Origin of the sequence: Vibrio sp. YQ_11, from assembly GCF_043103065.1 — a bacterium.
Taxonomy (GTDB): domain Bacteria; phylum Pseudomonadota; class Gammaproteobacteria; order Enterobacterales; family Vibrionaceae; genus Vibrio; species Vibrio parahaemolyticus.
Genome location: NZ_JBICJM010000035.1, coordinates 16,203 through 37,832 on the forward strand (window position 1 = coordinate 16,203; position 21,630 = coordinate 37,832).

The 21,630-nt window shown below is 44.7% G+C and carries 18 protein-coding genes and 1 tRNA gene; 10 read left to right on the forward strand and 9 right to left on the reverse strand.

The annotated features are described in order from the left end of the window. Nucleotides 1-88: 88 nt before the first annotated feature. Nucleotides 89-961, reverse strand: a complete 873-nt coding sequence (locus ACF8EG_RS13540; protein WP_069505150.1) for a TraB/GumN family protein — start codon at nucleotides 959-961, stop codon at nucleotides 89-91. 560 nt (nucleotides 962-1,521) lie between these two features. On the opposite strand from ACF8EG_RS13540, the gene ACF8EG_RS13545 reads away from it, so the two are divergent. Together ACF8EG_RS13545 and ACF8EG_RS13550 are read left to right on the forward strand one after the other, a co-directional pair. Then, entirely contained in the window at nucleotides 1,522-4,173 is a 2,652-nt protein-coding gene (locus ACF8EG_RS13545) for a beta-N-acetylhexosaminidase (RefSeq protein WP_069505148.1), read from the forward strand. A 435-nt stretch (nucleotides 4,174-4,608) separates the two neighbouring features. Continuing rightward, the gene (locus ACF8EG_RS13550) at nucleotides 4,609-5,301 is read left to right on the forward strand and encodes an oligogalacturonate-specific porin KdgM family protein (protein ID WP_005453980.1); all 693 of its coding nucleotides are present in this window, start codon (nucleotides 4,609-4,611) and stop codon (nucleotides 5,299-5,301) included. A 64-nt stretch (nucleotides 5,302-5,365) separates the two neighbouring features. On the opposite strand, the gene ACF8EG_RS13555 is transcribed toward ACF8EG_RS13550, so the two are convergent. Both ACF8EG_RS13555 and ACF8EG_RS13560 read right to left on the reverse strand, forming a co-directional pair. After that, nucleotides 5,366-5,815 (reverse strand): DUF411 domain-containing protein, encoded by a 450-nt coding sequence (locus ACF8EG_RS13555; RefSeq protein WP_392419502.1) that lies wholly within the window; start codon nucleotides 5,813-5,815, stop codon nucleotides 5,366-5,368. Between the two features lie 21 nt (nucleotides 5,816-5,836). Next, the gene (locus tag ACF8EG_RS13560; RefSeq protein ID WP_206926139.1) at nucleotides 5,837-8,572 is read right to left on the reverse strand and encodes a heavy metal translocating P-type ATPase; all 2,736 of its coding nucleotides are present in this window, start codon (nucleotides 8,570-8,572) and stop codon (nucleotides 5,837-5,839) included. Between the two features lie 475 nt (nucleotides 8,573-9,047). Here ACF8EG_RS13560 and chiP point away from each other — a divergent pair, with 475 nt between their 5' ends. The 4 genes from chiP to ACF8EG_RS13580 all read left to right on the forward strand — a co-directional run bounded on the left by chiP (nucleotide 9,048) and on the right by ACF8EG_RS13580 (nucleotide 14,088). After that, nucleotides 9,048-10,169 (forward strand): porin, encoded by a 1,122-nt coding sequence (chiP, locus tag ACF8EG_RS13565; RefSeq protein ID WP_206948762.1) that lies wholly within the window; start codon nucleotides 9,048-9,050, stop codon nucleotides 10,167-10,169. Nucleotides 10,170-10,291: 122 nt separating this feature from the next. Beyond that, nucleotides 10,292-10,888: a DUF2057 domain-containing protein gene (locus ACF8EG_RS13570; protein WP_031814175.1), complete on the forward strand. Its 597-nt coding sequence runs from the start codon at nucleotides 10,292-10,294 to the stop codon at nucleotides 10,886-10,888. A gap of 178 nt (nucleotides 10,889-11,066) precedes the next feature. Continuing rightward, nucleotides 11,067-12,491, forward strand: coding sequence for a glutamate--tRNA ligase (gene gltX / locus ACF8EG_RS13575; RefSeq protein ID WP_031856004.1), 1,425 nt, complete (start codon nucleotides 11,067-11,069; stop codon nucleotides 12,489-12,491). A gap of 637 nt (nucleotides 12,492-13,128) precedes the next feature. Further along, a complete protein-coding gene (locus ACF8EG_RS13580) occupies nucleotides 13,129-14,088 on the forward strand; it encodes an OmpA family protein (protein ID WP_169609211.1) in 960 nt (319 codons plus the stop codon). A gap of 243 nt (nucleotides 14,089-14,331) precedes the next feature. On the opposite strand, the gene ACF8EG_RS13585 is transcribed toward ACF8EG_RS13580, so the two are convergent. The 3 genes from ACF8EG_RS13585 to ACF8EG_RS13595 all read right to left on the reverse strand — a co-directional run bounded on the left by ACF8EG_RS13585 (nucleotide 14,332) and on the right by ACF8EG_RS13595 (nucleotide 16,497). Next, the gene (locus tag ACF8EG_RS13585) at nucleotides 14,332-14,838 is read right to left on the reverse strand and encodes a hypothetical protein (RefSeq protein ID WP_005482262.1); all 507 of its coding nucleotides are present in this window, start codon (nucleotides 14,836-14,838) and stop codon (nucleotides 14,332-14,334) included. Nucleotides 14,839-15,107: 269 nt separating this feature from the next. Further along, a tRNA-Arg gene (locus tag ACF8EG_RS13590) sits at nucleotides 15,108-15,184 on the reverse strand. 179 nt (nucleotides 15,185-15,363) lie between these two features. Next, on the reverse strand, nucleotides 15,364-16,497 hold the full coding sequence (locus ACF8EG_RS13595; RefSeq protein ID WP_005496141.1) for a flagellar assembly protein FlgT: 1,134 nt from the start codon (nucleotides 16,495-16,497) through the stop codon (nucleotides 15,364-15,366). Between the two features lie 170 nt (nucleotides 16,498-16,667). Here ACF8EG_RS13595 and ACF8EG_RS13600 point away from each other — a divergent pair, with 170 nt between their 5' ends. Together ACF8EG_RS13600 and flgP are read left to right on the forward strand one after the other, a co-directional pair. Beyond that, nucleotides 16,668-17,306, forward strand: coding sequence for a FlgO family outer membrane protein (locus tag ACF8EG_RS13600; protein WP_005382013.1), 639 nt, complete (start codon nucleotides 16,668-16,670; stop codon nucleotides 17,304-17,306). Nucleotides 17,307-17,315: 9 nt separating this feature from the next. Next, nucleotides 17,316-17,747 (forward strand): flagellar assembly lipoprotein FlgP, encoded by a 432-nt coding sequence (flgP, locus tag ACF8EG_RS13605; RefSeq protein WP_005453982.1) that lies wholly within the window; start codon nucleotides 17,316-17,318, stop codon nucleotides 17,745-17,747. Nucleotides 17,748-17,864: 117 nt separating this feature from the next. Here flgP and ACF8EG_RS13610 read toward each other — a convergent pair whose 3' ends face one another. The 3 genes from ACF8EG_RS13610 to flgA all read right to left on the reverse strand — a co-directional run bounded on the left by ACF8EG_RS13610 (nucleotide 17,865) and on the right by flgA (nucleotide 19,508). Further along, complete coding sequence (locus tag ACF8EG_RS13610; RefSeq protein ID WP_005482247.1) at nucleotides 17,865-18,290, reverse strand: flagella synthesis protein FlgN; 426 nt, start codon at nucleotides 18,288-18,290, stop codon at nucleotides 17,865-17,867. 26 nt (nucleotides 18,291-18,316) lie between these two features. Then, a complete protein-coding gene (flgM, locus tag ACF8EG_RS13615) occupies nucleotides 18,317-18,634 on the reverse strand; it encodes a flagellar biosynthesis anti-sigma factor FlgM (protein WP_005453996.1) in 318 nt (105 codons plus the stop codon). A gap of 127 nt (nucleotides 18,635-18,761) precedes the next feature. After that, nucleotides 18,762-19,508, reverse strand: a complete 747-nt coding sequence (flgA, locus tag ACF8EG_RS13620; RefSeq protein ID WP_005486752.1) for a flagellar basal body P-ring formation chaperone FlgA — start codon at nucleotides 19,506-19,508, stop codon at nucleotides 18,762-18,764. A gap of 76 nt (nucleotides 19,509-19,584) precedes the next feature. Between flgA and ACF8EG_RS13625 the strand changes: the two genes are divergently transcribed. Both ACF8EG_RS13625 and ACF8EG_RS13630 read left to right on the forward strand, forming a co-directional pair. Continuing rightward, entirely contained in the window at nucleotides 19,585-20,511 is a 927-nt protein-coding gene (locus tag ACF8EG_RS13625) for a chemotaxis protein CheV (RefSeq protein WP_005462297.1), read from the forward strand. Nucleotides 20,512-20,522: 11 nt separating this feature from the next. Next, nucleotides 20,523-21,350, forward strand: coding sequence for a protein-glutamate O-methyltransferase (locus ACF8EG_RS13630; RefSeq protein ID WP_017448766.1), 828 nt, complete (start codon nucleotides 20,523-20,525; stop codon nucleotides 21,348-21,350). Nucleotides 21,351-21,630 lie beyond the last annotated feature (280 nt).

Sequence of the window (21,630 nt, forward strand, 5' to 3'; positions counted from 1 at the left end):
TATGGCTCTTCATCGACCATATTAAGAAAAAGGCTCTACAGAAATGTAGAGCCTTTTTCGCATGTGTAATGATGGTTTTGGCTGGGTTTTAAATATTGCACTTTGCTTTGCGTGTTTTACCAAGCGAGGTAATTTCAAATCCCCGTTGTGCGAGCAAATCGATAAGGTTGTCTTTACCCACCAGATGCAGACTTCCAACCACAACGGTGTAGCGACCTGACTTTTTAGGCAGCACACTGCCAGTATCGAGTTTTTTCGCCCAATCACGGTTGCGAGAATATAAGAACGCTTCGTTAAAATCTTCCGTCGCTTTGTCTGTTAAAGATGCCTCTTCCAGCATACTGCCATCACCACTTTTCCAGCTTTCTATCAAACACTGTACAAGTTTGTCACCACCTTCGTATTCGTCTATCGAGGACAGCAGCATTTCTTGCCCACCATTTGGCTGACCAGCAATAAGACCGATTTGAAACTGCACCGATTCTAACGAGAGGACTGGCAGGTGCTTTTTCTCAGCTAAACCAATTAGATGCATGTCTACACCTTTGTCCGATACGTAGCCAAGCTTATTGACTAGCGCGAGTTGGATGGTCAGAGCTGCGGTCCAAGGTGGCGCATTGAGAAGTTGCGCTTCTGCCATGCCTAGATCTTTGGCGATGTTCACTAACAGTTGGCGTTGAGTTTTGTCGAGTACGTCTTTAGAGAGAATCGAACTCACTGGGTACACCACACCTTCAGAGCTTCTTACATCGGCCTCAATAATTAAGCCCGAGCTTTGTTCCAAAAACTTAGTGATGTTTTTCGGAAGTGGATACATGCTTTTATCACCGACATGTACGGAGCCGATAATCATGTATTCCGTGTCGCCTTTTTTAGCTCGCCAGTGTTGAGGCTCAGCGTAGGACGAAAAGGAGGTAAAGATAACAATAAGAGATGACATCAGTGTCATTAGGCGAAACATAGTTTTTATCCTCGGCTGAATCTTATGGTGAGACTCTGATTTCAGCATCTACAACTCACAGGGGATATTACTTTATACCCAAATAAAGCTTAGACACCAGAGCTCACTTTAAAACTCTTTTTTGCAACGATTGGATAGACCAACCAATCGACAAAAACGTCATTTCAAACAATATTGACGAGTTTTGACACGCTAAAAATGAGATTGACTTCACGAAAGCTAAATTGGTGAGTTTGTTATTAATGGTTCACAAAATAATCAGATGTGATCCGAATCCTACAAAGTCATACCAAATCAATCGGAATCGGTGATTTAGATCGCAACAAACTCGTCAAAATAAGTTGTTCGATTTTGACGTTGGCTGTAAGTGCATGAAATAAATGTGTTTATATTTTTTCTTGGTGAGTGGAGTTTGAGCTGGATCACTTCTTACTTTTATTTATTTTACGCTTAGAAATAACTACTTGTATGTTGAATGACATTGTTGAGCACCACAGATTTGGGTGCTTTTAAATTGCGTAATTGTCGTTTTGAACCACTGACTTTTTGGGGAAAGTAAGATGTTGAAACCTAGTTTGATTGCTGCTTCTGTTATTGCAACACTAGCAGGTTGTTCTGCTCTGCAAAGCTCTGAGCAACAAGTTGTAAATTCACTGGCTGATAACCTTGATATCCAGTATCAAGTGCTCACTAACCATGGTGCTAATGAAGGTCTTGCATGTCAGGATTTGGGCGCTGAGTGGGCATCTTGTAACAAGGTCAACATGACTCTAGTAAACCAAGGCGAAGCAGTTAACTCAAAAGATTGGGCGATCTACTTTCACAGCATTCGTTTGATCCTAGATGTCGACAATGAACAGTTTAAAATCTCTCGCGTAACGGGTGATCTACACAAACTTGAACCAACTGATAAGTTTGATGGTTTTGCAGCGGGTGAAGAGGTGGTTCTTCCTCTGATCGGTGAATACTGGCAGCTTTTTGAAACAGACTTTATGCCGGGTGCATTTGTTGCAGCGCCAAACGCTGAACCTAAAATGATCGCTTCTCTCAATACTGAAGATGTGGCTTCTTTTGTCACTGGTCTTGAGGGTAATAACCTAAAACGTACACCAGATGACAACAACATCTTTGCCAGTGCGGTATCGCGTTTCGAGAAGAACGACGACTTAGTGAAACAAGACGTCTCCACGACGTTGTTACCAACGCCAATGCACGTTGAGGCGGGCAAAGGCAAAGTCGATATTACAGAAGGTATTGCGCTGCCTAAAGACGCATTTGATGCGGCTCAGTTCGCAGCGATTCAAGATCGTGCAGAAGTGGTAGGTGTGGATGTTCGTGGTGATCTTCCTGTAAGCATCACTGTTGTTCCTGTAGACTTCACCGGTGAATTAGCAAAATCGGGTGCTTACGAAATGAGCATCAACGGCGACGGTATCGCGATTAAAGCATTTGATAAAGTGGGTGCTTTCTACGCGGTACAATCTATCTTTGGCCTGGTAGATAGCCAAAATGCTGATTCTCTACCACAACTGTCCATCCAAGACGCTCCTCGTTTTGACTACCGTGGCGTGATGGTGGATGTGGCTCGTAACTTCCACTCTAAAGATGCCATCCTTGCAACGCTAGACCAAATGGCGGCGTACAAGATGAATAAACTGCACCTTCACCTAACGGATGATGAGGGTTGGCGTCTTGAAATTCCAGGTCTGCCAGAGCTGACTGAAGTAGGTTCTAACCGCTGTTTTGACCTTGAAGAGAAAAGTTGCTTGTTGCCACAACTAGGTTCTGGCTCAACTTCTGACAACTTCGGTTCGGGTTACTTCAGCAAAGCAGATTACGTGGAAATCTTGAAGTATGCGAAAGCACGTAACATCGAAGTAATTCCTGAAATTGATATGCCAGCACATGCTCGAGCAGCAGTTATCTCAATGGAAGCACGTTACAACCGCCTAATCGAAGAAGGTAAAGAAGCGGAAGCGAACGAGTACCGTCTGATGGATCCTCAAGATACATCGAACGTAACAACGGTTCAGTTCTACAACAAGCAGAGCTTTATCAACCCATGTATGGAATCTTCCACTCGCTTCGTAGATAAAGTGATTTCAGAAGTGGCAGCAATGCACACGGAAGCAGGCGCGCCGCTAACAACATGGCACTTTGGTGGTGATGAAGCGAAGAACATTAAGTTAGGTGCGGGTTTCCAAGACGTTAACGCGCAAGACAAAGTTAGCTGGAAGGGCACGATTGATCTGTCGAAACAAGACAAGCCATTCGCGCAGTCTCCACAATGTCAGACACTAATCGCAGACGGTACAGTAAGCGACTTTGGTCACCTTCCAAGTCATTTTGCAGAACAAGTGTCGAAGATCGTAGCAGAGAAGGGCATTCCAAGCTTCCAAGCATGGCAAGATGGCTTGAAGTACAGCGAAGGTGAGAAGGCATTTGCAACCGAAAACACACGCGTTAACTTCTGGGACGTTCTGTACTGGGGCGGTACTTCATCAGTGTACGAGTGGTCTAAGAAAGGTTACGACGTGATCGTTTCTAACCCTGATTACGTGTACATGGATATGCCATACGAAGTAGACCCGAAAGAGCGTGGTTACTACTGGGCAACACGTGCAACAGATACTCGTAAGATGTTCGGTTTTGCACCAGAGAACATGCCTCAGAACGCGGAAACCTCAGTTGACCGCGATGGCAATGGCTTTACTGGTAAAGGTGAAATCGCAGCGAAACCTTTCTACGGTCTATCTGCACAGCTTTGGTCTGAAACCGTACGTAACGATGAACAGTTCGAGTACATGGTATTCCCACGCGTACTTGCTGCAGCAGAGCGTGCATGGCACCGTGCTGAGTGGGAAAACGACTACAAAGTGGGTGTTGAATACTCGCAAAACTCGAACCTAGTAAACAAAGCCGCGCTAAACCAAGACTACAACCGCTTTGCAAACGTACTTGGTCAACGTGAGTTAGCTAAGTTAGAGAAATCTGGTATCGACTACCGCCTGCCTGTACCAGGTGCGAAAGTAGAAGATGGTAAGCTAGCAATGAACGTTCAGTTTCCTGGCGTGAAGCTTCAATACTCTCTAGACGGCAAAAACTGGCTGAATTACGTAGACAATGCTCGTCCAAATGTGAAAGGTGAAGTGTTCATCCGATCTGTATCGGCAACAGGTGAGAAAACAAGTCGTGTGACTAGCGTAAAATAACACGATTCTTGTAAGTTAATTTTTGGCAAAGCCTCAACGCATGTTGAGGCTTTCTTTATTTTTAAAGGAAATTAAGTGTGATCGAAGTCTTAATATTTTGCATTGATAAATAAGTTTTGGTGTTAAAGATAGAAATTAAATGTGAAGTGAGTCTGGTTATTTCGCCATTTATTAAATCGTTAGTTGTTGATGATCACATTTTATTTTTTGACGAATTTTTATAAATCAACGCAAGTGTCTGTAATTACAAGTGTTTTTGTTATGGTTATAGAGTCGGGTTTGAACGAGATCACTTTTTAAACGGATTTATTTTCCATTGCGAATTAATTATTTCAGTATGGCCACCGCCACGGAGGCACATTCCAAGGCTTGCGATGATCGGGAAAAGAAGCCCATGGAACCATCGCATAACGTGAATAATTAAAGGCAGTAATTATGAAAAACATCTTTGCACTGAGTGCTCTTTCACTCGCTTTCGCTTCTAGCGCTTTTGCTGGTTCTTCTTACGTAACGGGTAACGTTCAATTCCACGATGATGGTCGAATTCATGGCTCTGACGTGACGTCTACCCTTGAAGCTGGTCATACTTTTGATAACCAATTTGGTGGCTTTACGGTTTACACTGAGTTTGATGGTATTCAACTGGGTAAGTTGGAAACTGAAAATGGCGGTGCAGGCAATACGACTCCTGCAATTACCGTGGGTGGTGAGCAGTCATTCAACATTACCGATCATCTATGGGTTGCGGCGGGTTACCAACACCTGTTTTCTGCCGGTGAGAACGTGCAATATCGTCCACTGGTTAAGATCGGCTACAACTTCGATAACGGCATCTCATTAAGTAACCGTACTCGTGCTCACATCGACGCGACAGACGCAGATGCGGATACAGATTACCGCATGGATAACCGCATCGGTTACGTGATGAATGAAGATGTGACGCTGAGCTACAACAACGTTTACATGATTGAAGCAGAAACTATGGATCACGAGTTCCGTGCGACATGGACGCGTAAAGGTGTTCAGCCTTACTTTGAATTACGCTCTCAAGCTCATGGCGCAGAAAACGCGAGTGGCGACAGCCTAGTGAATAACGCTTTTGTATTTGGTGCTTCTTACGGCTTCTAATTTTATATTTGTCTTAACTGTCCATTAAGAAAAAGCCCAGCAATTGGTTTGCTGGGCTTTCTTATTACTTGTCGTTACCTTCGTGGCGGCGGTATTCGAAAACTTGGCCTTTTTCGTTAAAGGCGTAGACCGTGTAGCTGTCTTTTTTGTCGCCATATTCCATACCCGGAGAGCCCATTGGCATACCTGGTACAGTTAAACCTTTCGCATTACGTGGTGGATTTTCTAAGAACGCTTTAATGTCTTCGGCTGGAATGTGACCTTCGAACACATAGCCGTTGATCTCTGCCGTGTGGCAAGAGTAAAGCTGTTCGTTCTTGATGCCTAGATCGCGTTTGATGGTGTTCATGTCATCGTGCAATTTTTCTTCGACCGTAAAGCCGTTCTCTTCCATGTGTTTTGTCCATTCTCCACAACAGCCACAGTATGGCGATTTGTGGTTAATGACATCGGCTGCCAATACGTTGGCGGACACGGTCGTAAGCATTGCAAAGGTCAATAGTTTCAACTTCATAATACCCTCAAAAAGAAGTGGTTATTTTACTGAAAACAGTCGTAGTCGATTTGCATTACTAACGACAGTAATTGAAGACAGTGCCATTGCCGCTCCTGCGACAACAGGACTGAGCAAAAATCCAAACGCTGGGTAAAGCACGCCAGCGGCAACTGGAATACCCAACGAGTTGTAAACAAAGGCACCAAATAGGTTTTGCTTCATATTTTTAAGTGTAGCGCGAGACAGTTCAATCGCATGTACTACCGCCATGGGTGACGTGTTCAGGATGGTCATTTGCGAACTTTCAATGGCGACATCACTGCCGCTACCCATGGCAATACCAAGGTTGGCTAACGCGAGAGCAGGGGCGTCGTTAATGCCATCCCCCACCATTGCCACGACATGTCCTTGAGATTGAAGTTGCTCAATGTGCTGAGCTTTTTCATCTGGCATTACTTGGGCGATCACTTCATCAATACCAAGTTCTTGGCCGATAGCATTGGCAACGTGTTGGTTATCACCCGTCAGCATTACCGTTTTGATGCCTTGCGATTTTAATGCAGAGAGCGCTTGTTTCGCATCTGATTTGATTGGGTCGGCAATGGCAATCAGACCGATCAGTTCGCCGTTCAATGCCACAGCTACCGGAGTCCACGCATTTTTTGCGCATTCATCGATGTCTGGTTTCAGTGCGCTGGTCTCAACGTTTTCTGCTTGCATGAACTGCAGCGAACCAATAAGCAGTGGTTTATCTTGATACGTCGCCAAAATGCCGCGTCCGCGAACGTTCTCAAACTTGTCTAATGAGACGTCTTTTGCGTTGTGTTGTTTGGCATAATCACACACAGCTTTTGCCAGTGGGTGCTCAGACTGACGCTCTGCCGCATACGCTAAAGCCAGTAGATCTTCTTGGCTGGTGGCGTGAGTAAACACTTGCTGAACGCTCGGTTTTCCTTGGGTCAGTGTGCCCGTTTTGTCGAACACAACCGTGTCGACTTTGCTTGCCAATTGCAGAGCATCGGCGTCTTTGAGCAAAATGCCGAGTTCAGCGGCCTTACCCACTCCCACCGTGACAGAAAGTGGGGTTGCTAAGCCTAGAGCACAAGGGCAGGCGATGATCAGTACCGTTGTGGTGACCACAAGCATATAACTCGCTTTTGGTTCTGGGCCAACGGCAAACCAAACGAGCGCGGCCAGTATTGCTATACCAACAACAACAGGGACAAACACCGATGAAATCTGGTCTGCCAATTTCGCGATGGCAGGCTTACTGCTTTGCGCTGTGCGCACCATACGGATGATTCGAGCCAGCATGGTATTTGCGCCAATGCCCGTTGCCTCAATGATTAAGGCTCCATCTGTGTTCAAAGTACCTGCGGAGACTTGAGCCTCTTGCGCTTTTAATACAGGAACAGGTTCACCAGTGAGCATAGATTCATCAATGTACGATTCACCTTGAATTACAACGCCATCAACAGGCACTTTCTCGCCTGGTTTGATACGCAGTTTCATACCTAACGTGATTTGCTCAACCGTTATTTGTTGGTCGCCTTGTTCCGTGATGACCGTAGCTTGCTGAGGTTGCAAGTTAATCAACGCTTGTAAGGAACGCGTTGTGTTCGCCTTAGCTTTAGCTTCTATATAGTGACCAAGTGAAATCAAACCAATGATCATCGCGCTGGCTTCAAAATAGACATGACGAGAAGCCATTGGGAACCAGTCAGGAAAAATCACCACCAGCATCGAGTAAAACCATGCAGCACCCGTACCGAGTGCAACCAAGGTATCCATTGTGGCGCGTTTGTGAGTGGCCGCTAACCAAGCGTTACTGAAGAAGTGTTTACCCGCCGTGGCAAGAAGGAGCAAACATACGATACCGATCGCGCCCCAAGCCAATTGGTCGTTGGTGTTGCGAATCATCATATTGCCGCCAGCAACGCCCCAAATCATTAAAGGGGCACCGACGACAAGGCCAGCAATAGCATCCAGTTTGAAGCGTTTTTGCTGCTGACGTTGTTGCTGCGCTTGTTTTTCTTGCTGGGTTGCGGCGTCTTGTAGAATTTCACCCTGATACCCGGCTTGTTTAACCGATTCTAAAATCTCGGCGTGCAAGTCGTCAGAATCGTTATCGACAAAGACCAACGCACTTTGCTCAGCCAGGTTGACTTGTGCTTTTTCAACGCCTTGGACTTGAGCCAGCGCTTTTTCAACAGAGGCAACACAGCTGGCACACGTCATCCCTTGAATCAGCATTTGTAATTGTGTCGCGCCTGCTGGTGGTAGCTCTTCAATTTTAACTTCAGGCTCACTGTGATGTTGCTGCTCAACTTGAGCTAGCGTTTCTGCCTTTTGTGGAGCTGATACATTTGTATCTGTATTTGCTTCTGTGATCACTTTGGAACTTGCGCTATAGCCTAAGCTTGCCACTAAATCGATGACTTGCTCTTGTGTCAGCAGAGTATGAATGCGTAAGTGCGTTGTCGAAGCTTCGAAAGAGACAACATCTTGATTGGACTCCAATAAAGAAGAGAGTTTTTTAACGCAGCCACCGCAGCTTAGCCCCGATAGTTGGAGCTCATAATGGGTGCCAGCTTGGTAACCAAGGGATTCAATTGAGGCGACCACGTCAGATAAAGACGCATCCGTCTTTAATTCTACAGAGGTCGGAGACAAATTGATGATTTCAACATCGTGACTAGCGTGTAACGCTTTCTCTACTTTCCTTGCACAACCCATGCAGTTGAGCCCCGATAACGGTACAACGAACTGGTTCATAAACTTGTCCTCAATAATAGCGATGTAAAGAGCTTAAACCTTACATCAAGGGGAAGGTCAAGCATTTCATTGGCGAAACAATTTCGTCAAAACTGTCAGTAAAGCTCCGTTTCTTCCTCTGTTGTGTTGCGAGTGATCTCAAGGTTTTTTCTCTCTGAATATAAAGTTCCGTTAAAACTCCTAAAACATGAATGAAGTCGCTCACGAATTTGAAGCTTTTCTTATGTCAGAACAGCGTAAAAACTCACTTTTGACGTTTTTATGTTTTTATTTATCTATATAAGTGATTGAAAAGTAAGGATTGATATTGTTTTTGATCTTCTCATTTTGAACTTGCTCAGATTGCTGCTGGGAAAGTTTTTTACTGCGAAAAAAGTTTGTCATATTTGCCCCGTCCAAACATTGTTTCAAGTTCCTGCAATGTCCTAGTTAGCGAATTTGAAAATGGAAAAAACTAAAAATATAGGGGTTAAAAATGTCTTACCTAAAGAAAAGCCTACTTGCTACGGCAATCACAGGCATGATGTTCAGTGGTGCAGCTCTTGCTGATGGCGCAAACAGTGATGCTGCGAAAGAGTACCTAACAAAAGATTCTTTCTCTTATGAAGTTTACGGGATCATCGCGATGCAGGCCGCGTACCGCAATTACGATTCTGGCAGCAAAGCAACGGATGACGACCTAGGTGGCATGCAGCTAAACAACGAATCTCGTATCGGTTTCCGTGGTAAAAAACAATTTGCTAACTTCGGTCCTACCTTTATTTGGCAAATCGAAGGTGGTTACGTAGACCCTAGCTTTGGCGGCGAGGGTGCTGGTCTTGGTGAGCGTGACACATTCGTCGGTTTTGAAAGTGCTTCTTGGGGTCAAGTTCGTCTAGGTCGTGTTTTGACACCTATGTACGAGTTGGTTGACTGGCCAGCATCTAACCCAGGTCTAGGCGATGTTTACGACTGGGGTGGTGCAATCGGTGGTGCTAAGTACCAAGACCGTCAATCAAACACCATTCGTTGGGACTCTCCAATGTACGCAGACAAGTTCTCTCTAGATATTGCAGCGGGTGCTGGTGATAAAGCGGGTCTAGGTGCTGGTGATGATTACTGGGGCGGCATCGCGGCTCACTACAAGTTAGGTCCACTACAATTGGATGCTGCTTACGAAGGTAACCGTAACATTGAATCTGAAGGTCAAACTTGGGAAAACAACACGTACCTAGTTGGTGTTCAAGGTTGGTTTGATAACGGTATTTCGTTCTTCGCTCAATACAAATACATGGAAGCGGACGCAAGCAACAGCGTGAACGAGAAGCAAGATGCAATGTCTGCAGGTCTGATGTACACAACAGGTGACTGGCAGTACAAGCTAGGTTACGCAGCGAACTTCGACCTAGAACGTGACGGTAAGACAATTAACGATACAGCAGACGATGTACTATCTGCACAAGTTATGTACTTCGTAGACCCATCTGCAGTGCTTTACGTACGTGCTCGTACTCTAGACTTCGGTGACGGTGCGTCTCAACTAGATAAACCAGCAGAAGCGCGTTGGAAGTCAGCTGACTACGATGAGTTCTCTGTAGGTGTTGAATACTACTTCTAATAAAGAAGCAGCTTAAAGGGCGGAAACGCCCTTTTTGTCTTGATACTTATTCATATAAGCCATTGAAATGACTGGCCTGTAAGTTTCAGTGGCTTATCTAAATTGGTATAAAGTGAGAAACCATGATGAAAAAAACAACGACACTTCTTGGAATTTGCGCAATCCTTTCTGCGCCTGCCTTCGCTGCTCAGTTGACTCTGCAAAAGGAGTTAGTGCCTCGCGTTATTAATGGTGAGTTCGTTTACCCTGAGTGGATCTCTGACAACAACAGTATCGAGCTAAAAGACGGTGAAAACCAGTTAGCGGTGACTGTTGGTCAAATTGTGTTTGAAGATGGAAAGCGCCGTAAGTTTGATTCGCAGCCTCTTTTATTAGAGTTTGATGCAGAAAAAGATGCTGAACTTTCTCTGACTTACAAAACCTTCCGCACCATTGAAGAAGCGAAAGCCTTCGAACTCGATCCAAAAGTGATACTAAAGGATAAGAACGGAAAAGAAGTGGATTTCTCTATGGTTCAGCTCCGTAAAGGTGGTTTGCAAGGTTTTCGTGATTACGAGCGAGAAGTGGCCGACTACAACAACGCAATGAACAAACAAGCGACTAAGAGCAGTATCGCGCAATCTCCGGCGGTGACGAAAACATTGAAAGAGTCGTTCAATGATCTCAGCCGTGAAGAGCAACAAGAGTTCATGCAATGGGCGATGCGTAACCTGAAGTAATTTCGTCTCGCGCTTAAACAGTAAATAAGAGGGCAGTACCTATATTGGTGCTGCCCTGTTTGTATTTCTGGTGTCAAACCGATTGTAGAATTGACTTACGGTGGTAAAATGTCGCCACTTTTATCCTTGACATCACAACGAGAGCCCTCTCGTTGCTCATTACCCCTAAGGAACTCAAATGACGGTTAAAACTCGTTTTGCTCCTAGCCCAACTGGCTATCTACACGTTGGTGGTGCGCGTACTGCACTTTACTCTTGGCTATACGCTAAAAACCAAGGTGGTGAATTCGTTCTACGTATCGAAGATACAGACCTTGAACGTAACTCTCAGGAAGCCGTTGATGCGATTCTAGAAGGCATGGAATGGCTAGGCTTGGAGTGGGATGAAGGTCCTTACTACCAAACTCAACGTTTTGATCGTTACAACGAAATGGTTGATAAGCTTCTTGCTGAAGACAAAGCGTACAAGTGTTACGCGTCTAAAGAGCTGCTAGATGAAATCCGTGCAGAGCAAGAAGCAAACAAAGAAATGCCTCGTTACGATGCAAACCATCCAAAAATCAAAGCGGCAAACGAAGCGGCAAAAGACGGTGACCCATGTGTTATCCGTTTCCGTAACCCAAAAGAGGGTAGCGTAGTATTCGAAGACCAAATTCGTGGCCGTATCGAAATCCGCAACGATCAAATGGATGATCTAATCATTCGTCGTACTGACGGTTCACCTACTTACAACTTCTGTGTAGTAGTGGATGACTGGGACATGGGTATCACTCACGTTGTTCGTGGCGAAGACCACATCAACAACACGCCTCGTCAAATCAACATCTACGAAGCATTGGGGGCGCCAGTACCAACGTTTGCACACTGTGCAATGATCTTGGGTGATGACGGTGCGAAACTGTCTAAGCGCCATGGTGCAGTATCAGTAATGCAATACCGTGATATGGGTTACCTGCCTGCGGCACTAAACAACTACTTAGTGCGTCTAGGTTGGTCTCATGGCGACCAAGAAATCTTCTCTCAAGAAGAGATGATCAACTTGTTCAGCCTAAACGCAGTATCTAAGTCAGCGTCTGCTTTCAACACGGATAAACTGCAATGGTTGAACAACCACTACATCAAGAATTCAGATCCTGCGTATGTTGCTGAGCATCTACAATGGCATCTAGATCAGCAAAAACTGGACGTAACAAACGGCCCTGCGATCACTGACGTGATCAAGCTAGTCGGTGAGCGTTGCAACACACTGGTTGAGCTTGCTGAGCAAATTCGTTACTTCTACGAAGATTTCTCTGAGTTTGAAGCGGGCGCAGCGAAGAAGCACCTACGTGGCGTAGCGAAAGAACCTCTAGAAGTAGCACTTGCGAAAGTGGAAGCGATCACAGAGTGGACGACAGAAAACCTACACCAAATGATCGCTGACGTATGTGCAGAGCTTGAAATTGGCATGGGTAAAATCGGTATGCCACTTCGTGTTGCAGTGACAGGCGGCGGTCAATCACCTTCTGTTGATGCTGTAATGGCGTTGATCGGCAAAGAACGTTGTGTTGCTCGCATCAAAATGGCGCTAGAGTTCATTGCTGAGCGTGAAGCAAACGCATAATTAGACTGAATAAATAGTCATTCTAAGCCGCGATATTTGTCGCGGCTTTTTTGTATCTGAAGGTTCACAGCACTATAAAGCTTAATCTTGCTAAGGATATAAACTGTTCGTTTTGCTTTTTAGTTGTTCAAAAATGGATAAGTTTTTGTAATCCACATATGCCTAATATGAATAAAAATTAACCGTTCGCATTCAAAATATCTCTCTGATTTATATTTATAAATCCTAAAGTTCCCTAATTATTGTCTCAACATTGAGAAATAAACTTGCTTTAGCTGCCTGGTTTTAAAAAGTGACGCAAACGTTTGCGTTGTTGGTGGGGTGGGTCTTTGAGTGCTCAAGATCACATAATGTAGAACTTTTTGATGACACGAAATTGACAGTTTTGGGATTTGTCTCGTGATTTCTTAGCGTTATAGTTCAACCCGTCAATGAGAACTCGATAACGATATGCATCACTGCACTGGAAATATACCCAAGTGACTTTCCATAAATTTTTTGCATGTGCATAAAGCGGAAGTTGCTTCGGTATCCACTCAAGGAATGAATAAAAAGAATTGAAATACAACGTCAGTGTTATTAGGCGGCGCATTTCGTCATCGAATTAAAAAAAAGTACTTCTTTAGAGGAATCAATAATGAAAAAACTAGCAGCGGTAATTTCAGCGTCTTTACTTATGGCTTCAGCAGCTCAAGCAGAAGTATACGTGGGCGGTAAAATGGGTAAATCTTGGTTGGAAGATGCTTGTGTAGCAGGTCAATCTTGTGACAAAGATGGCTCAACTCTTGGTGCTTTCGTTGGTTACGAATTCAATGACTACATTGCACTAGAAGCTGGTTTCGACAACGTTGGTGATTTCGATCAAACTTCTTTCGGTGGCCATGTAGAAGCAATCACTCTTGCTCCTAAATTCAGCCTACCAATCACTCAAGACATCGCACTTTACGGTAAAGTTGGTGGTGCTTACGTAATGTTCGACGGTAAAGATGATTACTCTTACCTAGGCGCAGCTGGTGTTGAATTCAACCTAAGCCAAAACGTTACAGCACGTGCGGAATACCAAACAATTACTGACATTAGCAACAACGTAAGCAAAGCAGCTGGTAACTCTGCAACTCTAGGTGTTTCTTTCAAATTCGGCGGCAACGATGAGCCAGTAGTAGTTGAAGAAGAGCCGGTAATTGAAGAAGTAGTTGTAGAAGAAGTTGTTGAGCCAGTAGTGGTTACTAAAACTTTCGAAACTCAAACTATCGGCACTGGTAGCTTTGACCTAAACAGCACAACACTTAAACCAGAAAGCGCTTCTAAACTAGACAACCTAGTCGCTTTCCTAAACGAGCACCCACAAGCGAAGGTTGAAGTAGTTGGTTATACAGATACTTCAGGCGCTGCAGCATACAACCAAAAAGTTTCTGAGAAACGTGCTGAGTCTGTAGCAAACGCGCTAGTTGAAAAAGGCATCGATGCATCACGCATCCAAGCTCGCGGTGAAGGTGAAAACAACCCAATCGCATCAAACGATACTCGTGAAGGTCGTCAACAAAACCGTCGCGTAGAAATCGTTGTACCTGAGTTCGAATACCAAGTTCAGCAATAAGCTCCTATCCGACCGTAGAATAGCAGCCTAAAGCTGAATGCCCCGAAGAGTTCGCTCTTCGGGGCTTTTTTATCTGTTCATTTTGTATCGCTTAATTTGTGAATGGTGGACACAAAAAAAGAGAACCGGTTGATGACGGGTTCTCTTTTTGCGTTCGATAGAGGTTCAACTCTCGGAATCATTTTTAGCAGTGAAGCGAAATTTGTCTGAAGCGCTTTTAAGTTGTGTAAGTACGATAGTGGATTACTTCAGATCGATGCTGTTGAGTCGGCCCATAAAAGTGAGGATTTCTAAGTTCTCTTTGTGGGCTTCTAGTAGTGCCTTTTTCGTTTGCATGTAAGCGGCAAGTTTGCCGTATTTGTTAATCGAACGTACTACCGTCTTGTATTTGTATTCACCCTTATCGTTAAACTCGCGCCATTTCGCAATGTAACAAGTGTCTCGGTTGTCTGGGTTCTCTAGGGTAGGGTTAGGCTTATGAACGATTTTAGGCTCAACGCTGTGCGGCAGACGCGTCATTAAGTACGGGTCTTTTAATAGACGTCGCCAAAACTTGCCCCACATTTCTCTACCCAACTCATTTCTTAGTTTGATGGCTTTCTTCAAGCCCTTTTTCTCTCCAATACGAACAAAACCCACTGAGCGATGCAAAACAGTATCGTCAGGAGTATGAATGTGGATCTTAAAGGCAGTCTTGCCTTTCGAAATAAAGCGGTGTCCAGTGTTAGTAATTAAATTGCTCTTAGACATAGTGCTAACTAATATTTTTATTAATAGTCGAGAGGGTAAGCAAAACTCATAAATAATTAAAGTAATAAAATACAAAACTGTAAATAGTAACTGTGAAGTAATTAAGGGCGACGGCGAGCGTTTTCAACCCGCATGAGGTTTGACCAGAAGCGGTAATATGCTGTTGGTGGGCGTTTGGATTATTGGGAAGAGAACGTTGTGTGCGGGAAATGAGCCCGATAAACGCGTATAAAAAAGCCTTAGCTCAACGGTGAGCTAAGGCTATGATATGGCGCCCCCAGTAGGATTCGAACCTACGACCTGTCCCTTAGGAGGGGACTGCGCTATCCAGCTGTGCCATGAGGGCGTAATACCAATCACAGTAACTATTGGGTTATTGCTACAGGTTAAACAAATTCACAGCCATGCTGCTGATTTCTTTAACCCTAGTGCTAACTTGTTAGTTACTTAGACAGGCATAATCAAATAAGATGCGTCGTCTATGATATTCAAAAGTAAGCATATCTCAAGGCTTAATGTGACCTTTTATAAGATCTTGTTCATTACATCGCCAATTTGAACGCTGGACGCCAAATTCGGCTGATCAATCGTCAATTCTGCTTCTTGCTCATAGATGCGGGAGACCGTCAAAGTGATCTCGCTTTGCGACACTTTATTACGTGGTAAACCCTTTTGATCGATGAATGATGCCGTGTGCCACAGTTGCAGTTTGTCACCTTCTTTTACGCCGTGCATGCGGCCCAGATCCATCGTGACGGTGTTGCCAAAAACGGCCACCACTTCCGGTAGGGTAATCTTGCAAGACAGTTCGGACTCGAGGTCTAACATGATGTTGCGGCTGACGCGTAGCATCATTTCGCCATAGGTCGATGCCCAGAAACGTGCACTACGAGTATCAACTTGGCTGGTTTTGGCGAATGGCCAACGCGCGACTTCGCGGTAGGCTTTGTTGAAGACTTCATGGCCTGTCTTGCCATCGAAGACTTTCATCTCTAAAGCAAACTGACGGTTAATGATGTCGTCTTTTAAGAGTTGAGATTCAATCGTTGCCGTTAAGTCAGTAATCACGCCGCCAATAATGTATTGTGCGCCGTTGTCCTGCGCAATCATTTGAGTGCGAGCTGGATAATTGCTGCTGATTGAGTAGTCCGTCGTGCCAACAGAAACGAAGCTGCGCGAGGTTTGATCCAATTGGCGATTAACGACTTTGCTGAAATCGTCACCCACTTGGTAGATTTGCCCCATGACTGCTTGTTGGGGGGAGGCTACGTCAATGTTACCGACCAAAATAGTCTTTTTGTATTGATCCGTGTGGCAACCCGTTGCCGATGGATAGATGTCCACTCGGATCTTCATTTCCATTTTACCACCGCGTTTGCGCTCAGATTCCACGAGAATGTAGCGCACCTCATGGTTAGTAAACTGATATTCTTTGCGGTTTTCTTCCAATAGCGGCATCAAATTACTGATGCTGCCAATGTCTGCGCCCGAAAAGTTGACGGCTTTGAATAGAGCGTCTTCCAACGCATGGAGCCTTGCCGCATCTTCAGAAGAAACGATCGTGGCAACGCCTGTCACTTCGTACCAAGACGCCACTGCACGAAATGGCAGAAGCATAACGAAAGTGATTGAAAGTAGGCTAAATAATATTTTTTTCATTGGGTATGACCGTTCGGGTATAAATATTGCTATATCAATTTCAGTGAAGTTTGGTGGCGTTTTCTTAGTTCGACAAACAAAGAAAAGCAAAGACTGTTCCAATATTACCTTTACTCAGTAAGGAATTGTGAAAGAACAGTGCCACCCAAGATTATCTGGAGAATCAAACCATGAAAAAGTGGCTTGTCGCCGCATCGATGATGACGCTTTTGACATCGTGCGCGTACTCACCGATTTATAATGGTAAAGAACCGTATTCAGGCAGCCAGTTCATGTTGATGGACAGTCCGCGTCATACGATGGACTTCTTTATTGAAAGCATGACAGAAGATTTGATGGTATCTAACGTTGCCGTTTCTGCACGTACACCAATTGCTATCACATCGTTTGTTGACCTGCAAAACATGGATGCGACCAACTGGTTGGGCAACTCTGTATCTGAAGGGTTTATCCATCAGTTCCAACGTCGCGGTTTTAAAGTCGTCGATTTTAAAACGACAGGATCTATCCAAGTGACGCAGCAAGGCGACTTTGCATTAAGCCGCGATTGGCAAGATTTGGCGCAAGAGCAGCAAATTCAGTATGTGTTAACGGGAACCATGCTTCGTCAAGAAGGTGGCGTATTGGTTAATGCTCGCGTTGTTGGTATGCAAAGCCGTGTTGTGGTTGCCACAGCGCAAGGGTTCTTGCCTGCAGACCGAATCGGCCGTGATTTGGATACGCTAAATAGCATCCGTACCCAAGATGGCGTGTTGATTCGTTCAGACCCAACCATTCGCCAGCCATACACTGTGATTCTCCGCCCATAGGATAGAACCATGAAGAAGTTATTATTTATTATTGCCACCTTGGTGCTTGTGGGATGTCAGCCATTACAACAGATGCGCCAAGATGAAATTTTAGTGGCGGTAGGTTATGCAAGCGTAAGCGAACAAACTGGCCGCACGGTAGAAGAAAAACGTGTGCGCGCGATGCGAGCATCAAAAATTGATGCGTATCGTGAGTTAGCAGAGCAAGTTTACGGCATGCGAGTAAGCGGTCGAGCCGAACTTGAAGATCAGCGTCTTGGCATTGAAAGCACGAGTGGCGCGGTCGACGGCGTGATTCGCGGTGCAGAGGTCGTGCGCAGTTACTTAGTTGAAGACAGTTACGTAACAGAGTTACGTTTGGATATCCGTAAGATGGATAAGCTACGCGATTACGGTGAAGTTCAACAAGTGCCTGAGAAGCGTCAGCAAACCTTGTTCTAAAACCACTTCACTAAATAAACAGATAATCTTTTCGAGCGGCTGATTGGCAACAATTGGTCGCTTTTTTTATGGGTTGATTTGATGGCTTTGCCTAATGAGGAAGGAGAGGCTAGAGCGTTAGGCTTTAATATTGGTGCCTAGCGTTGAAATGGTGTGGGTTTTGCCGCCGGCATTGTAGGTCATACCGATCTTGCCGTGAGTGTGTTGAAGCATGTTATTGAGCTTGTTAAAACTCAATTGAGCACGGCTGAGGGATTCTCCATTCACGCGATTGACTTGTTGACAGTCCAGCACGATGGATTGGATTTGGGCTACAACCTGACTTAGGTGCTCATCTTCGGTAAGTTGATTGACATGCGGGTGAGAGGCAATTCGCTGATCAGTGGTTCTTAGCTGATCAATGAGTGTCATTTTTCGTTTGGCGATGCTTTCGATTTCAGAAGAGACACGCGCAGTAATCGCCTGTGTTTCCTGACGTAAAACAGTAGAAAGTGCCTTAGCATTTTCTAGTTGAAAGTTTACGAGATCGACTAATGCTGCCATAAATACTTACCTTGGGCCTAAGTCAGTTAGCTTTTGCCTTGCAATTCGTTTTCAAACTTGATCATATTGTCGGCCAGTTTTTCTGGGTCAACGCGGTATGAACCGTTTGCGATTGCTTCTTTGATTGCCGCTACTTTCGCACTGTCGTAAGCCGGAGAAGCTGCCATATCCTTTTGGAGTTTGCTGACGGCTTTACTTTGTTGGCTTAGCGATACAGCGTCTTGTTGAGCTGGCGCTTTTTTCGATTCAGTTGCGCTTGATGTCGCACTTGAATCGTTACGTGCAGGCGCGCGACTGGTCGTCGACATCATTTGCCCTGAACGTATATTATCTATACCTGCCATGTTTAACCTTTGCCTTGTATCGTAATACTGGTATCCAGACTATCGACCAACCAAACGATAACTTTAATCATTTTTTGCATTTTTATTGATCAATTTTCACAATGCGGTTGTGCTACCTAAATAAAGGTTAAAAGGTGACGGTAATTTCCGCAATGTCAGTCACTATGCCCTCTATTATACGTTGTGACTTGTCATTTTTCACTCTTACTTGATCGCCCGTGGCTCCATCTTGCAATGCTGTGCCTTGTGTTGTGATCGTCATGCCTGATTTTACGGCCTTTATTGTCACTTTTTCATTACGGCAAACCACGCAAACATCGTTGCGCTCAACCACGTCACCAAGACGAACGCTACGTTTTAACTTCGCACCGACCACTTGTTCGAAGCTGGAAAAGCCATCTTTGCGAAAGCGTTGAAGCTCAATCATGGATGTCGTGACATCGGATGCGCTGATGATCTCACCTCGGCCAAGTTGTCGAGTTGCGACGATCATTGGTACTGAAGAGGAGACACGAACAGGGACATACACTTTCCAGTCATCAGCAGGGCATTCTACCAACACATTGATATTGCTGCGGGTGCTGCTGGTGGAAGAAGCTGATGTATCGAGTGGTTCAGGGCAGTCTGTTGCCTTGATTCGAGAGTCAATGTCTGCCGCATTCACAGTCAATTCACCTCCGGCTGGCTGCTCTACCGTGGCAAGAATATGTTGTTCTGCTGCCAATTTTATTTGTTCTATCTGATTATCTGTTGCCGAATGAACAAAAAAACTAAACATACTGAGCAAAATGCCGATAGACTTAGCGTACTTTGTAAATAGCGCTCTACATATTGTCATAGTCAATGTTGTCGAAGTTATAGTGAAATACGCCATACTGTCTCCCTGGTATCATGCTTGCCAGTGGTAGAGTATCATTTAAAAACAAAAAGTTTGAGATGGAGATGAGCATATGACGGGGATTCTTGACTCGGTGAATCAGCGTACGCAACTCGTCGGTCAGAACCGATTGGAATTATTGACCTTTCGACTGATGGGGCGACAGCGTTACGGCATCAACGTATTCAAAGTAAAAGAAGTACTTCAGTGCCCTAAGCTGACTTCTATGCCAAATCTACACCCTCTGGTAAAAGGTATTGCTCATATCCGTGGCCATACCGTGTCAGTAATTGATTTGAGCCTGGCAATTGGTGGCCGCCCAACCACCGATATTGATAAATGTTTTGTTGTTATCGCTGAATTTAACCGTACGATCCAAGCATTTTTGGTATCATCGGTTGAGCGTATTATCAACATGCACTGGGAAGCGATTTTGCCGCCGCCAGATGGCGCAGGTAAAGCGCACTACCTAACTGCTGTGACGAATATCGATAACGAACTTGTTGAAATCCTAGACGTGGAAAAAATCCTGGCTGAAATCGCGCCAGTTGATGAAACCATGGATTCAACCATCGGTGAAGAAATCGCACAAGCGGAGCAAGAAAAGCCTATCGTACGTCGTATTCTGATTGCTGATGACTCAACGGTTGCACGTAAGCAAGTTGAGCGCGCGATTACTTCGATTGGTTTCGAGGTCGTATCTGTCAAAGATGGTAAAGAAGCGTACAATAAGTTGCTTGAAATGGCTCAAGAAGGCAGCATTTACGATCAGATTTCTTTGGTGATTTCTGATATCGAAATGCCAGAAATGGATGGCTACACATTAACGGCTGAAATCCGCAGAAATGCAGATTTGAAAGATCTTTATGTTATCCTTCATTCCTCATTAAGTGGCGTTTTCAACCAAGCCATGGTTGAGCGCGTAGGTGCAAACACCTTCATTGCGAAATTTAACCCAGACGAATTGGGTAACGCGGTTAAATCTGCATTAACACAATAAAAGAGACATTAATGACTGCTATTACAATCAGTGATCAAGAGTATCGTGACTTTAGCCGTTTTCTAGAATCGCAATGTGGCATCGTATTAGGCGATAGCAAACAATACCTCGTGCGCAGCCGACTGAGTCCTCTAGTGACTAAGTTCAAGCTTGCGTCGTTGTCTGATTTGCTGCGCGATGTTGTTGCTGGCCGCAATCGTGAACTGCGTATTGCTGCTGTGGATGCGATGACGACTAACGAAACATTGTGGTTTCGAGATACTTATCCGTTCACGGTTTTAGCTGACAAACTATTGCCAGAAGTTGCGGCAAATAAACGTCCAATTAAAATTTGGTCTGCGGCCAGTTCATCTGGTCAAGAACCTTATTCAATCGCGATGACAATTCTGGAAACGCAACAGCGTAAGCCAGGTTTGCTGCCAAGTGCTTCCATCACAGCGACGGACATTTCTGCAAGCATGCTCGAAATGTGTCGTGCAGGTGTGTATGACAACCTTGCTTTAGGTCGTGGCCTTTCGCCTGAGCGTCGCCGCACTTTCTTTGAAGATGCAGGCGATGGCCGTATGAAAGTGAAAGACAACGTTAAACGTTTGGTGAACTTCCGTCCTCAAAACTTGATGGATAGTTACGCACTGATGGGTAAATTCGACATCATTTTCTGTCGTAACGTGCTGATTTACTTCTCTCCAGAGATGAAATCTAAAGTGCTTAACCAAATGGCGAGTAGTTTAAACCCTGGTGGTTACCTATTGCTGGGTGCGTCAGAGTCGTTAACCGGTCTGACTGATAAATTTGAAATGGTGCGCTGTAATCCAGGTATCATTTACAAGCTTAAATAGCGGTATCTCTTATTTGAAAACAAAGCCTGACCTCGTGTCAGGCTTTTCTTTTTCTGCATCCTTTCTTTTGTCTACATGAGATGAGTTTTCGAGTTTCCCCTCGCTAATCTGTTGTCGGACTTTGCCCTGTTCCCTCTGCAGGGTGTATCTTTATTCAAGTAAGCGAAGTAATACGACATTCCAGTTACTTTGGCTTGCTTATTGCAATCTAAAACGTCAATAGCTGATAGGTGCTTTAGTGTTTCCGATTTTTGGCACGCTAATTGCTTTTTAGTTATTA